The 12,820-nt window shown below is 69.1% G+C and carries 11 protein-coding genes; 2 read left to right on the forward strand and 9 right to left on the reverse strand.

The annotated features are described in order from the left end of the window. Positions 1–4: 4 nt before the first annotated feature. The 4 genes from test1122_RS02545 to test1122_RS02560 form a co-directional block, all read right to left on the reverse strand. Complete coding sequence (locus test1122_RS02545; RefSeq protein ID WP_232267516.1) at positions 5–334, reverse strand: non-heme iron oxygenase ferredoxin subunit; 330 nt, start codon at positions 332–334, stop codon at positions 5–7. Further along, complete coding sequence (sufD, locus tag test1122_RS02550) at positions 331–1,512, reverse strand: Fe-S cluster assembly protein SufD (protein ID WP_232267517.1); 1,182 nt, start codon at positions 1,510–1,512, stop codon at positions 331–333. The genes test1122_RS02545 and sufD overlap by 4 nt, the downstream gene beginning before the upstream one ends. A gap of 67 nt (positions 1,513–1,579) precedes the next feature. After that, complete coding sequence (gene sufB / locus test1122_RS02555; protein ID WP_232267518.1) at positions 1,580–3,001, reverse strand: Fe-S cluster assembly protein SufB; 1,422 nt, start codon at positions 2,999–3,001, stop codon at positions 1,580–1,582. Continuing rightward, entirely contained in the window at positions 2,998–3,792 is a 795-nt protein-coding gene (locus test1122_RS02560; RefSeq protein WP_422396906.1) for a helix-turn-helix transcriptional regulator, read from the reverse strand. The genes sufB and test1122_RS02560 overlap by 4 nt, the downstream gene beginning before the upstream one ends. Positions 3,793–3,951: 159 nt before the next feature. Between test1122_RS02560 and test1122_RS02565 the strand changes: the two genes are divergently transcribed. Both test1122_RS02565 and test1122_RS02570 read left to right on the forward strand, forming a co-directional pair. Next, positions 3,952–4,878: an ABC transporter ATP-binding protein gene (locus tag test1122_RS02565; protein WP_232267520.1), complete on the forward strand. Its 927-nt coding sequence runs from the start codon at positions 3,952–3,954 to the stop codon at positions 4,876–4,878. Positions 4,879–4,943: 65 nt separating this feature from the next. Then, positions 4,944–5,669, forward strand: a complete 726-nt coding sequence (locus tag test1122_RS02570) for an ABC transporter permease (protein ID WP_232271722.1) — start codon at positions 4,944–4,946, stop codon at positions 5,667–5,669. Between the two features lie 531 nt (positions 5,670–6,200). Here test1122_RS02570 and pgl read toward each other — a convergent pair. From pgl to tkt, 5 genes are read right to left on the reverse strand one after another with little or no spacing between them, the layout of a single operon-like run. Then, the gene (pgl, locus tag test1122_RS02575; RefSeq protein ID WP_232267521.1) at positions 6,201–6,956 is read right to left on the reverse strand and encodes a 6-phosphogluconolactonase; all 756 of its coding nucleotides are present in this window, start codon (positions 6,954–6,956) and stop codon (positions 6,201–6,203) included. A gap of 7 nt (positions 6,957–6,963) precedes the next feature. Continuing rightward, positions 6,964–7,926 carry a glucose-6-phosphate dehydrogenase assembly protein OpcA gene (gene opcA / locus test1122_RS02580; protein WP_232267522.1) on the reverse strand — a complete coding sequence of 321 codons (963 nt, stop codon included), beginning with the start codon at positions 7,924–7,926 and terminating at the stop codon, positions 6,964–6,966. Continuing rightward, positions 7,923–9,449, reverse strand: coding sequence for a glucose-6-phosphate dehydrogenase (gene zwf, locus test1122_RS02585; protein WP_232267523.1), 1,527 nt, complete (start codon positions 9,447–9,449; stop codon positions 7,923–7,925). Before zwf ends, opcA begins: the two co-directional genes overlap by 4 nt. Positions 9,450–9,454: 5 nt before the next feature. After that, positions 9,455–10,576 carry a transaldolase gene (tal, locus tag test1122_RS02590; RefSeq protein WP_232267524.1) on the reverse strand — a complete coding sequence of 374 codons (1,122 nt, stop codon included), beginning with the start codon at positions 10,574–10,576 and terminating at the stop codon, positions 9,455–9,457. A 37-nt stretch (positions 10,577–10,613) separates the two neighbouring features. Beyond that, complete coding sequence (gene tkt / locus test1122_RS02595; RefSeq protein ID WP_232267525.1) at positions 10,614–12,707, reverse strand: transketolase; 2,094 nt, start codon at positions 12,705–12,707, stop codon at positions 10,614–10,616. Positions 12,708–12,820 lie beyond the last annotated feature (113 nt).

Raw genomic sequence — 12,820 nt, forward strand, 5'->3', positions numbered from 1 at the left:
GACTTCAGGACTCCTGGGTGACGGAGACGAGCACATCGTCCCCTTCGATCTTTACGGGGTATACGGGGACGGGCTGGGTGGCGGGCAGACCCGAGGGCTTGCCGGTGCGCAGGTCGAAGCTGGAGCCGTGCAGCCAGCACTCGATGGCGCAGTCCTCGACCTCGCCCTCGGAGAGGGAGACGTTCGCATGCGAGCAGATGTCGTTGATCGCGAACACCTCGCCCTCGGTAAGGATGACCGAGACCGGCGTGCCGTCGATCTCCACCCGCTTCGGGGTGTCCTCCACCAGCTCCGAGAGGCTCGCTACGCGGACGAAATGGGCGGACGCACTCATGCTACGGACGCTTCCAGTTCGGCCTCGAGCTTGGCGATGAGGCGTTCCTCAACATCGGGCAGACCGATCTGCTGGACGAGCTCGGCGAAGAAGCCGCGTACGACCAGGCGGCGGGCCTCATCGGCCGGGATACCACGGGCCATCAGGTAGAAGAGCTGCTCGTCGTCGAAGCGGCCGGTCGCCGAGGCGTGTCCGGCACCGATGATCTCGCCGGTCTCGATCTCCAGGTTGGGGACCGAGTCGACCCGCGCGCCGTCGGTGAGGACGAGGTTGCGGTTGAGCTCGTAGGTGTCGGTGCCCTCGGCCGCCTTACGGATCAGCACATCGCCGATCCATACGGCGTGCGCGTCCTCGCCTTGCAGCGCACCCTTGTAGGCGACGTTGCTGCGGCAGTTGGGGCTGTTGTGGTCGACGAAGAGCCGGTGCTCCTGGTGCTGGCCCGCGTCGGTGAAGTACAGGCCGTAGAGCTCGGCCTCACCGCCGGGGCCCGCGTAGTTGACCACCGGGTGCAGCCGGACGACGTCACCGCCGAAGGTGACGACGACGGACTTGAAGGTGGCGTCCCGGCCGACCAGGGCGTTGTGCTGGGAGCAGTGGACGGCGGTCCCGTCCCAGTCCTGTACGGAGACGACGGTCAGCTTGGCGCCGTCGCCAAGGACGAACTCGACGTTGGCGGCGCGGACCGCGTCACCGGTGTGGTCGATGACGATGACGGCCTCGGCGAAGGCACCGAGCTCGAAGATGGTGTGCCCGTAAGTGACACCGCCCTCACCGTGCAGAGTCACCCGGATCGGCTCGTCGAGCACGGCCTCCTTGGCGACCGAGACGACCGTGGCCTTCTCGAAGGCGCTGAACGCCTGCGCGGCGACCCGGTCGACCGGCTTGCCCGCGCGGCCGATCCGGTCATCATCGCGGCCGACGGTCTCCACCGTCACGCCCTCGGGCGCGGCGATCTCGGCCTTGATGGTGCCGGATGCCTCAGCCGTGCCGTCGTGCAGGCCCTTCAGCCGCTCCAGCGGAGTGAAGCGCCACTCCTCCTCGCGGCCGTGCGGCACCGGGAAGTCCGCCACATCGAAGGACGGCGGCGCGCTCATCCGGGTGGCGACGGTGGACTCGGCGGCCACCGCGATAGAGCCGGTGGTGGTGGCACCAGCCGGAAGATTCTGAGCCTCTGCCATGGCTGTCGTCGTGCTCTCTTTCATAGGTCAGGGAAGGGACGCGGAGTTACGGGGGTGACGGAAGGCGTCAGCCGACCGCGCCCTCCATCTGCAGCTCGATCAGCCGGTTCAGCTCCAGCGCGTACTCCATGGGCAGCTCCTTGGCGATCGGCTCGACAAAACCGCGCACGATCATCGCCATCGCCTCGTCCTCGGCCAGGCCGCGGCTCATCAGGTAGAAGAGCTGGTCGTCGCTGACCTTGGAGACGGTCGCCTCATGGCCCATCGTCACATCGTCCTCGCGGACATCGACGTACGGGTAGGTGTCCGAGCGCGAGATGGTGTCGACCAGCAGCGCGTCACACAGGACATTGGACTTGGAGCCTGCAGCGCCCTCGCCGATCTCGATCAGACCACGGTAGGAGGTGCGGCCACCGCCCCGGGCCACCGACTTGGAGACGATGTTCGAGGAGGTGTTGGGCGCCATGTGCACCATCTTGGCGCCGGCGTCCTGGTGCTGGCCCTCGCCCGCGAAGGCGACCGAAAGAGTCTCGCCCTTGGCGTGCTCACCCATCAGGTAAACAGCCGGGTACTTCATGGTGACCTTGGAGCCGAGGTTGCCGTCGACCCACTCCATGGTCGCGCCCTCGTAGGCCACGGCGCGCTTGGTGACCAGGTTGTAGACGTTGTTCGACCAGTTCTGGATCGTCGTGTAGCGGCAGCGGCCGCCCTTCTTCACGATGATCTCGACGACCGCGGAGTGCAGCGAGTCCGAGTTGTAGATCGGTGCGGTGCAGCCCTCGACGTAGTGAACGTAGGCGTCCTCGTCGACGATGATCAGCGTCCGCTCGAACTGGCCCATGTTCTCGGTGTTGATCCGGAAGTAGGCCTGCAGCGGAATGTCGACGTGCACACCCGGCGGAACATAGATGAAGGAGCCGCCGGACCACACGGCGGTGTTCAGCGCGGCGAACTTGTTGTCACCGGCCGGGATCACGGTGCCGAAGTGCTCCTGGAAGAGCTCCGGGTGCTCCCTGAGCGCCGTGTCGGTGTCCAGGAAGAGGACGCCCTGCTGCTCCAGGTCCTCACGGATCTGGTGGTAGACCACCTCGGACTCGTACTGGGCGGCGACACCGGCGACCAGGCGCTGCTTCTCGGCCTCCGGGATGCCCAGCTTGTCGTAGGTGTTCTTGATGTCCTCGGGCAGGTCCTCCCAGGACTGTGCCTGCTTCTCGGTGGACCGTACGAAGTACTTGATGTTGTCGAAGTCGATGCCGGAGAGGTCCGCGCCCCAGTTCGGCATGGGCTTCTTCCCGAAGAGCTTGTGGCCCTTCAGGCGGAGCTTCAGCATCCACTCCGGCTCGGACTTCTTGGCCGAGATGTCGCGGACGACCTCCTCGGAGAGGCCGCGCTTGGCCGCGGCGCCGGCCGCGTCGGAGTCGGCCCAGCCGTACTCGTAGTTGCCCAGGCCCTCGAGCTCAGGGTGGGCAGTCTCCGTGGGGAGAGTCATGCGGGGTTCCTCCCGGCTGTGCTTGCGGATGCTGTGGTGGTTCCGGTGGTCTTTTTCGGGGCGGTGGTCTTGGGGATGAACGTCGTGCACACCCCATCGCCGTGGGCGATGGTGGCCAGACGCTGCACATGGGTGCCCAGCAGACGGGAGAAGACCTCAGTCTCCGCCTCGCACAGCTGCGGGAACTGCTCAGCGGCGTGCGCCACCGGGCAGTGGTGCTGGCAGAGCTGCTCACCGATGGAAGCGGGCGCACTCCGCGCAGCGGCAGCGTACCCGTCCTCGGTCAGTGCCTCGGCCAGCGCCTGGGTACGGTCCTCGGGGGCCGCCTGGTCCATACGCGCCTGATAGCGCTCGGCCTGAGCCTTCGCCCGGGCCCGGGCGAAGGCCGTGACGGCGGCCTCGCCCTGCTCGCCGCCGCCTGCCGTCTGCGCGATCCAGCGCATGGCATCGGCCGCGAGCTCATCGTATGCCTGCTCAAAGACATCGCGGCCACAATCGGTGAGCGCGAAGACCTTGGCGGGGCGGCCACGGCCTCGGGAACCGTAGACCCGCTTGGCACGGGGCTCGACGACACCCTCGCTGACCAGAGTGTCCAGATGGCGGCGGACCGCCGCCTGGGTCAGCTCCAGGCGCTGCGCCAGTTCGGCCGCCGTGGACGGACCATGGTCGAGGATGGAGCGCGCGACCTTGTTGCGGGTGCCGTGCTGCTCATCCAGCGCGGCGGGCACAGCAGAAGCGCCGGTGACCGAAGTGGCCACCCGCGTCTCCTGAGCTTCACCCATGTTTTTCACAACACCATTGTTGCGTAATTCCGCGAAGCCGGGCAAGTGCTGCCCTGACCCGCACGAATGGGGTGCATCACGTAAGGCAAGCCTTACTTCCAGCGGGTACGGAACCCCGGAGATACCCCGCGAAACCAGCACCACCCCGGGCTCCCTAGACTCGCCCATATGCGGAATACGGCGGCTCTCGAGGTCGCAGGGCTGGTGAAGCGGTACGGGTCGAAAACCGCGGTGAACGGGCTGGATCTGACCGTCGGGTACGGCACCGTGACCGCCGTGCTGGGCCCCAACGGCGCCGGAAAGACCACCACGGTCGAGACCTGTGAGGGCTACCGCCGTCCGGACGCGGGCACCGTGCGGGTACTGGGCCTCGACCCGGTCACCGAGGCGGCCGCGCTGCGCCCCCGGATCGGGGTCATGCTGCAGAGCGGCGGTGTCTACCCCGGGGCCCGGGCGGAGGAGATGCTCCGCCATATGGCGAAGCTGCACGCCCACCCGCTGGATGTCGACGCGCTGATCGAGCGGCTGGGTCTTGGCGGCTGCGGCCGCACCTCCTACCGGCGGCTGTCCGGCGGCCAGCAGCAGCGGCTCTCCCTGGCGATGGCCATCGTGGGGCGCCCCGAGCTGGTCTTCCTCGATGAGCCGACCGCCGGTCTGGACCCACAGGCACGCCGTGCCACCTGGGACCTGGTGCGAGAGCTGCGCACCGATGGCGTCACCACCGTGCTGACCACGCACTTTATGGACGAGGCCGAAGAGCTGGCCGACGATGTCGCGATCATCGACGCGGGCAGGGTCATCGCCCAGGGCGGCCCCGAGGAGCTGTGCCGTGGCGGCGCCGAGAACACGCTGCGCTTCACCGGCCGCCCCGGGCTCGACCTCGGCTCACTGCTCAAGGCGCTGCCGCTGGACACCGCGGCCGCCGAGCTGACCCCGGGCGCCTACCGGCTGACCGGCACGGTCGACCCGCAGCTGCTCGCCACCGTGACGTCCTGGTGTGCGCAGAACGGGGTGATGCCGGACCGTATCTCGGTGGAGCGGCACACCCTGGAGGACGTGTTCCTGGAGCTGACCGGTAAGGAGCTGCGCGCGTGAGCGCCGATACGACGGGGACGACGGGCCGCTACGCCCCCAAGCCGGGCGCCGCGCCGCGCGGCCGGATGATCGCCGCGCAGGCCGCGCTGGAGACCCGGATGCTGCTGCGCCACGGCGAGCAGCTGCTGCTCACCGTGGTCATCCCGACGCTGCTGCTGGTGCTTTTCAGCGCGGTGGACATCGTCGATACCGGGGAAGGCAGGCGTGTCGATTTCCTGGCGCCCGGCATTCTGGCGCTGGCGGTGCTCTCCACCGCTTTCACCGGGCAGGCCATCTCGACCGGTTTTGAGCGCCGCTACGGCGTGCTCAAGCGGCTGGCCGCTTCGCCGCTGCCGCGCTGGGGGCTGATGGCGGCCAAGACCTGCTCGGTGCTGGTCATCGAGGTGCTGCAGGTGGTGCTGCTGGCTTCGGTCGCCCTCGCGCTGGGCTGGTCGCCGCGGGGCGGCCTGGCCGGAGCCGCTGCCGTCCTCCTGCTGCTCCTGGCGGGCACCGCCGCCTTCTCCGGGCTGGGGCTGCTGATGGCCGGGACGCTGAAGGCCGAGGCCACGCTGGCCGCGGCGAACCTCGTCTTCATCCTGCTGCTGATCGGGGGCGGGGTGATCGTGCCGCTGCAGAAGTTCCCTGAGCCGCTGCGGGCGGTGCTTGAGCTGCTGCCGGTCTCCGCGCTGTCGGACGGTTTGCGCACGGTGCTCCAGGACGGTGCCGGCCTGCCCTGGTCCAGCCTCGCCATTCTTGCGGCGTGGGCGGCCGCGGCGCTTACCGCTGCGGCCCGCTACTTCCGCTGGGAGTGAACCGATATGCGGCTCCGCCGCATGGCGGGGCTCCGCCCCGGCGAGAGGCTGCCGTGGGCGGGTGCCCCCGTACCCCGTCCCTTCCCGGCTGCGGGGGTGCCGTAGGTGGGCGCCGCCGTATCCCGCCCCTTCCCGGCGGCACCAACACGCGGCTCCGCCGCGTGGCGGGGCTTCGCCCGGCTGCGGGGTGCCGTGGGTGGGTTTCCCCGTATCCCGCCCCTTCCCGTAAACCGGGGCTTCGCCCCGGGCCCCGGGGGGTGGCTCGGTGCGGGCCGGTGGCCGGGTGTTGTGCCCACCCGTGCCGCCCCTCGGGCGGCCCGAGTGCCCACAACAGGGTGAGGTCCGGGGGCTGTGGGTGGGCACAACACGGGGTGGGGGGCTGGGGGCGGCAGCCCCCAGTTTCGGGAAGGGGCCGGGTTAGGGGACTCCCACCTCCGGCAACGGCGCCCAACCACCACCCGACGGACGGAGTCCGGCGCAGGCGTCCGAAGCTTGTGAGGCCCCCTGGGGCCGAACAATGCGAGGACGCCGTTAAGAAAGGGAGGCTGCCGCCTCGTCCAGCAGCCACAGCGTGCGGGCCTGCCCATACGCCCCCGCCGCCGGCGCCTGAATCTCGCCCGCCCCCGACAGCGCGATGGCCACCGCGTTCGCCTTGTCCTCCCCGGCCGCCAGCAGCCAGACCTCGCGAGCCGCACGGATCGCGGGCAGCGTCAGCGAGACCCGGGTCGGCGGCGGCTTGGGCGCGCCATGCACACCGACGACGGTGCGCTCGGTCTCCCGTACCCCCGGCAGCTCCGGAAAGAGCGAGGCCACATGCGTATCGGGGCCAACGCCCAGCAGCAGGACATCGAAGGACGGCACGGGACCGTGGCCGTGGCCTTGGGAGGCCGCTGCGAGCTCGGCCGCATAGGCCTCCGCCGCCGCCTCGGCGTTGTCACCGTACGGGCCGTCCGAGGGCGGCATGGCATGCACCCGGGACGGGTCGAGCGGCACAGCGTCCAGCAGGACCTCCCGGGCCTGGGTGCAGTTGCGCTCCGGGTCACCGTCCGGCAGGAACCGCTCATCGCCCCACCACAGGTCGAGCCGGGACCAGTCCACCGCGCTACGGGCCGGGGAGGCGGCCACCGCCGCGAGCACCCCATTGCCGTTACGGCCACCGGTCAGCACCACCGAGGCGGTGCCACGGGAGGTCTGGGCCTCCACGACCGTAGTGATCAGCCGGGCCGCCGTGGCCCGGGCCATCTCCTCTTTCCCGTGGTGGACCACGACCTGGGGCGTGGTGGTCATGGGGCGGTCACCTTCCGGCTTCGGGTTGAGGTTGAGGCTGAGGTGTCAGGACGAGCTTGCTCACCCCGTAGCAGAGGGCGTGCTGATACGCCTCGTCCGGGTCGAGCCGGCGCAGCTCCTCCGCGATCAGCTCGGCGGTCGACCGCCGGTGCAGCGCCACATGCCGGTCCGGCTGCCCCGGCACGGCCAGCTCGGCCAGCTGGCCATGGGGCCGGTCCAGGCAGATCTCCCCCTCGTCGGTGACCAGCCGGACCGCCGTGATGCCGGGGCCCCTGGAGACCACCCGCTCCACCGGGACCCGCAGCCGGTCGGCCAGCCACAGCGCCAGCAGTTCGGTGCTGGGGTTGTACTCCTCGCCCTCGACCACCGCGGAGTTGATCCGGCTGTGCCGCTGGTCCAGCGCCGAGGCGAGCACACTGCGCCAGGGCGTCACCCGGGTCCAGGCCAGGTCCGTATCGCCCGGTGCGTAGTTCTCCGCGCGCAGCCCAAGGGCCGCGACCGGGTCCTCGGTGGCCGCGGCATCGGTGATACGGCGCTGGGCGAGGGTGCCGAGCAGATCCCTGGAGGGGTTCCGCGGTGCGTCCTCCGGCCACCAGACGACCACCGGGGCGTCCGGCAGCAGCAGCGGCAGCACCACGCTGTAGGCGTGCGCGGCCAGCTCACCGTGCAGCCGCAGCAGGACGGTTTCCCCGGTGCCGGTCTCCCCGCCCAGCCGTACTTCGGCGTCGAGCCGTGCCTGAGCGCGGTCACGCGGTGAGCGGCCGGGACGCCGGATGACGACGAGGGTCCGGGAGGGGTGCTCCTTGGACGCGTCGCTGGCGGCCCGCAGCGCGTCGTAGTGGTTGCCCTCGTCCGTGACGATGACGAGGGTCAGCACCATGCCGACGGCCGGGAACCCGGCTGCCCGCCGCGCCTTCACCAGAGCCGCGTTGATCTGGCCGGAGGTGGTGTCCGTGAGGTCGATGTTCATGGCCGCCGCCAGCTCCTACCGTCGCGTGCGAGCATCTCGTCGGCCGCCGCGGGTCCCCAGGTCCCGGCGGTGTACGGCTCGGGCTTGCCGTTCTTTTCCCAGTACTCCTCGATCGGATCAAGGATCTCCCAGGACCGCTCAACCTCCTGATGGCGCGGGAAGAGGTTGGCGTCGCCCAGCAGCACATCGAGGATCAGGCGCTCATACGCTTCCGGGCTGGTCTCCGTGAAGGACTCACCATAGGCGAAGTCCATCGTCACATCACGGATCTCCATCGAGGTGCCGGGCACCTTGGAGCCGAACCGGATGGTGACGCCCTCGTCCGGCTGCACCCGGATGACCAGGGCGTTCTGGCCCAGCTCCTGAGTATCGGTGGTGTCGAACGGGGAGTAGGGCGCGCGCTGGAAGACCACGGCGATCTCGGTGACCCGGCGGCCGAGCCGCTTGCCGGTGCGCAGATAGAAGGGGACGCCCGCCCAGCGGCGGTTGTCGATCTCCAGCTTGATCGCGGCGTAGGTGTCGGTCTTCGAGGCGGGGTCGATGCCCTCTTCCTCCAGATAGCCGGGCACCATCTCGCCGCCCTGCCAGCCCTCCGCGTACTGCCCGCGCACGGTGTGCCTGCCCAGGTCCTCGGGCAGCCGTACGGCGTTCAGCACCTTCAGCTTCTCGGTGACCAGTGCCTTGGCGTCGAAGGAGGCGGGCTCCTCCATGGCGGTCAGCGCGAGAAGCTGCAGGAGGTGGTTCTGGATGACGTCACGGGCGGAGCCGATGCCGTCGTAGTAGCCCGCGCGGCCGCCGATACCGATGTCCTCGGCCATGGTGATCTGCACATGGTCCACATACGAGCGGTTCCACAGCGGCTCGAACATCGTATTGGCGAAGCGCAGCGCCAGGATGTTCTGGACGGTCTCCTTGCCGAGGTAGTGGTCGATCCGGAAGACCTCGCTGGCCCGGAAGACCCCGTGTACGACCTGGTTGAGCTCCTGGGCGCTGGCCAGATCGTGGCCGAAGGGCTTCTCGACGACCGCGCGTCGCCAGGAGCTCTCGGGGGCGTCGGAGAGCTGGTGCTTCTTGAGCTGCTGTACGACGGTGGGGAAGAACCTGGGCGGCACCGAGAGATAGAAGGCGAAGTTGCCGCCGGTGCCCCGGACCTTGTCCAGCTCTTCGATGGTGCCCTTGAGCTTCTGGAACGCCTCATCGTCATCGAAGACGCCGGGTACGAAGCGCATGCCCTCGGCCAGCTGCTGCCAGACCTCTTCCCGGAAGGGGGTGCGGGCGTGCTGTTTGACCGCGTCATGGACGACCTGTGCGAAGTCCTCGTGCTCCCAGTCGCGGCGGGCGAAACCGATAAGGGAGAAGCCCGGTGGGAGGAGTCCGCGGTTGGCGAGATCGTAAACGGCGGGCATCAGCTTTTTACGTGACAAATCGCCCGTGACACCAAAAATCACCAGTCCCGACGGCCCCGCGATACGCGGGAGCCGTCGGTCCTGAGCGTCACGCAGCGGATTGGCTGCGCTGGTCACCGCCGTTACGCCTCCTTCGGGGTGAGGCGCCCCAGCTCGGCCTTGGTGGATTCCAGCAGGTCGTTCCAGGAAACCTCGAACTTGTCGACGCCCTCCTCCTCCAGCAGCTGGACGACCTCGTCGTAGGAGATGCCCAGCTCCGCGAGGGCGTCCAGGTCGGCTCGCGCCTGGTCATAACGGCCACGGACGGTGTCCCCGGTGATCTCACCGTGGTCGCCGGTGGCCTCCAGCGTGGCTTCCGGCATGGTGTTGACCGTGCCCGGGGCGACCAGCTCGGTGACGTAGAGGGTGTCCGGGTAGGCCGGGTCCTTTACGCCGGTCGAGGCCCACAGCGGCCGCTGCGGGTTGGCGCCCTTGGCGGCCAGCGCCTCCCAGCGGTCGGAGGCGATGAACTCCTCGTACGCCTGGTAGGCGAGCCGGGCATTGGCGAGGGCCGCCTTGCCCTTGAGTGCCTTGGCCTCCGTGGTGCCCAGCGCGTCCAGGCGCTTGTCGATCTCGGTGTCGACCCGGGAGACAAAGAAGGACGCCACCGAATGGATCGTGGAGACGTCCAGGCCCCTGGCATCGGCCTTCTCCAGACCGGCCAGATAGGCGTCCATGACCTCGCGGTAGCGCTCCAGCGAGAAGATCAGCGTGACATTGACGCTGATGCCCTTGGAGATCACCTCGGTGATCGCCGGAAGGCCCGCCTTGGTGGCAGGGATCTTGATCAGGGTGTTGGGCCGGTCGACCAGCCAGGACAGCTGCTTGGCCTCCGCGACGGTGGGCCCGGTCTTGTGGGCCAACCGCGGGTCGACCTCGATGGAGACCCGGCCGTCCCGGCCGCCGGTGGCGTCGAAGACCGGCCGCAGGATGTCGGCGGCGTCCCGGACATCGGCGGTGGTGATCATGCGGATCGCCTCGTCGACGGTGACACCGCGCGAGGCGAGATCCGCCAGCTGCTGCTCATATCCATCACCGCCACCCGAGATCGCCTTCTGGAAGATCGACGGGTTGGTGGTGACTCCGACAACATACTGCTGGTCAAGGAGCTCAGCGAGATTGCCGGACGTGATGCGCTCGCGCGACAGGTCGTCCAGCCAGATCGCGACGCCCTCTTCCGAGAGGCGCTGCAAAGCGTCTGTCATGGGGTTTGCATCTCCTACGGTGGTTCGAATACGGGCGTCAGCGCGCGGCGGCCGCTGGCCCTGCGACAGATTCAAGCGAGTCCCGGGCGGCGTCGGCCACCGCGTCACCGGTCAGGCCGAACTCCTGGAACAGCACCTTGTAGTCAGCCGACGCACCGAAGTGCTCAAGGGACACGATCCGGCCGGCCTCACCTACATATCGGTACCAGCTCTGCGCGATCCCGGCCTCAACCGCGACACGGGCCTTGACCGACGGCGGCAGCACCGAGTCCCGGTACGCCTGGTCCTGCTCCTCGAACCACTCCACACAGGGCATGGAGACCACCCGGGTGGGGATTCCGGCGGCCTGCAGCTGCTCCCGGGCCTCGACGGCGAGCTGCACCTCGGAGCCCGTGCCCATCAGTATGACCTGGGCGTCGCCGCCCTCGGCCTCGAACAGCACATAGCCGCCCTTGGCCGCGTCGTCATTGGCGCTGTAGGTCGGCACGTTCTGCCGGGTGAGCGCGATGCCGTGCGGGGCGGGCCTGTCGCTGTGCCGCTTGAGGACCTCTCGCCAGGCGATGACGGTCTCATTGGCGTCGGCCGGGCGGACAATGTTCAGGCCCGGGATGGCACGCAGCGCGGACAGGTGCTCGACCGGCTGATGGGTTGGGCCGTCCTCGCCCAGGCCGATGGAGTCATGGGTCCACACATAGGTGACCGGCGTCTTCATCAGCGCGGCCAGCCGCACGGCCGGGCGCATGTAGTCCGAGAAGACGAGGAAGGTGCCGCCGTAGATCCGGGTGTTGCCGTGCAGCGCGATGCCGTTCATGGTCGCGCCCATGGCGTGCTCGCGGATGCCGTAGTGCACGGTGCGGCCGTAGGGGTCGGCGCCGGGCAGCGGGTTGTCCGCGGGGAGGAACGAGGTGTTCTCGATCGTGGTGTTGTTCGAGCCCGCGAGGTCGGCGGAGCCGCCCCACAGCTCGGGTACGACCGGGCCCAGCGCCTTGAGCACCGCACCGGAGGCCTTGCGGGTGGCGACGTCCTTGCCCGGTTCGAAGGTGGGCAGGACCTCCTCCCAGCCCTCCGGCAGCTCGCCTGCCTGGATACGGTCGAACTCCGCGGCCCGCTCCAGATTGGCGCTGCGCCAGGCGGCCAGCTCCTTGTCCCACTCGGCGTGCGCCTCACGGCCCCGGTCGATGGCCTGCCGGGTGTGCGTCAGCACGCGCTCCTCGACCTGGAAGTCCAGAGCGGGGTCGAAGCCGAGCACCTTCTTGGTCTCGGCGACCTCCTCGGCGCCCAGCGCGGAGCCGTGCGCGGCCTCGGTGTTCTGCGCCCCGGGGGCGGGCCAGGCGATGATCGAGCGGGCCGCGATGATCGACGGACGCTCGGTCTCGTCCCGTGCCGCCTTCAGCGCCGTGAACAGGCCCTGGGGGTCCAGGTCGCCGTTGGGTGCCTGGTCGACCCGCTGCACATGCCAGCCGTACGCCTCGTACCGCTTCAGCACGTCCTCGGAGACGGCGGTCTCGGTGTCTCCCTCGATGGAGATGTGATTGTCATCCCACAGCAGGACCAGATTGCCCAGCTTCTGGTGCCCGGCGAGCGAGGAAGCCTCGCCGGAGACGCCCTCCTGCAGACAGCCGTCACCGGCGATGACCCAGATGGTGTGGTCGAAGGGGGCCTCGCCCCTGGGGGTCTGCGGGTCGAACAGACCGCGCTCGTAGCGGGTGGCCATCGCCATGCCCACCGCGTTGGCGATGCCCTGACCCAGCGGCCCGGTGGTGGTCTCGACGCCGACCGTGTGCCCGAACTCCGGGTGGCCCGGGGTCTTGCTGCCCCAGGTACGGAAGGACTTCAGATCATCCAGCTCCAGACCGTATCCAGCCAGGTAGAGCTGGATGTACAAGGTCAGGCTGGAGTGTCCCGCCGAGAGCACGAAGCGGTCCCGCCCCGTCCACTGGGGGTCGGCCGGGTCGTGCCGCATCAGCTTCTGGAACAGCACATACGCGGCCGGGGCCAGACTCATCGCCGTGCCCGGGTGGCCGTTACCGACCTTCTGCACGGAATCCATTGCAAGGACCCGGACGGTATCGACGGCACGCTGGTCCAGATCGGTCCACTCGAACTCTGTGGTGGTCGGCTTGGTGCTCACCCTGACTCAGGGCTCCTCTCCACAAAACGAAAGCCGGTGACCTGTCCCTCACCGGGCCTTGTCGAGCCTACCCCTGATAAGAGGTGCACTCTTTCGAGTGTTCGCCCTGTGGG

The sequence above is a fragment of the Streptomyces gobiensis genome (assembly GCF_021216675.1).
GTDB lineage: Bacteria > Actinomycetota > Actinomycetes > Streptomycetales > Streptomycetaceae > Streptomyces > Streptomyces gobiensis.

Coding starts and splice junctions, on each gene's coding strand:
- test1122_RS02570 (WP_232271722.1), top strand. CDS start 4,944: ATGATCGCCGCGCAGGCCGCGCTGGAGACCCGGATGCTGCTGCGCCAC.
- sufB (WP_232267518.1), bottom strand. CDS start 3,001: ATGACTCTCCCCACGGAGACTGCCCACCCTGAGCTCGAGGGCCTGGGC.
- opcA (WP_232267522.1), bottom strand. CDS start 7,926: ATGAACATCGACCTCACGGACACCACCTCCGGCCAGATCAACGCGGCT.
- sufD (WP_232267517.1), bottom strand. CDS start 1,512: ATGGCAGAGGCTCAGAATCTTCCGGCTGGTGCCACCACCACCGGCTCT.
- test1122_RS02565 (WP_232267520.1), top strand. CDS start 3,952: ATGCGGAATACGGCGGCTCTCGAGGTCGCAGGGCTGGTGAAGCGGTAC.
- test1122_RS02545 (WP_232267516.1), bottom strand. CDS start 334: ATGAGTGCGTCCGCCCATTTCGTCCGCGTAGCGAGCCTCTCGGAGCTG.
- pgl (WP_232267521.1), bottom strand. CDS start 6,956: ATGACCACCACGCCCCAGGTCGTGGTCCACCACGGGAAAGAGGAGATG.
- tal (WP_232267524.1), bottom strand. CDS start 10,576: ATGACAGACGCTTTGCAGCGCCTCTCGGAAGAGGGCGTCGCGATCTGG.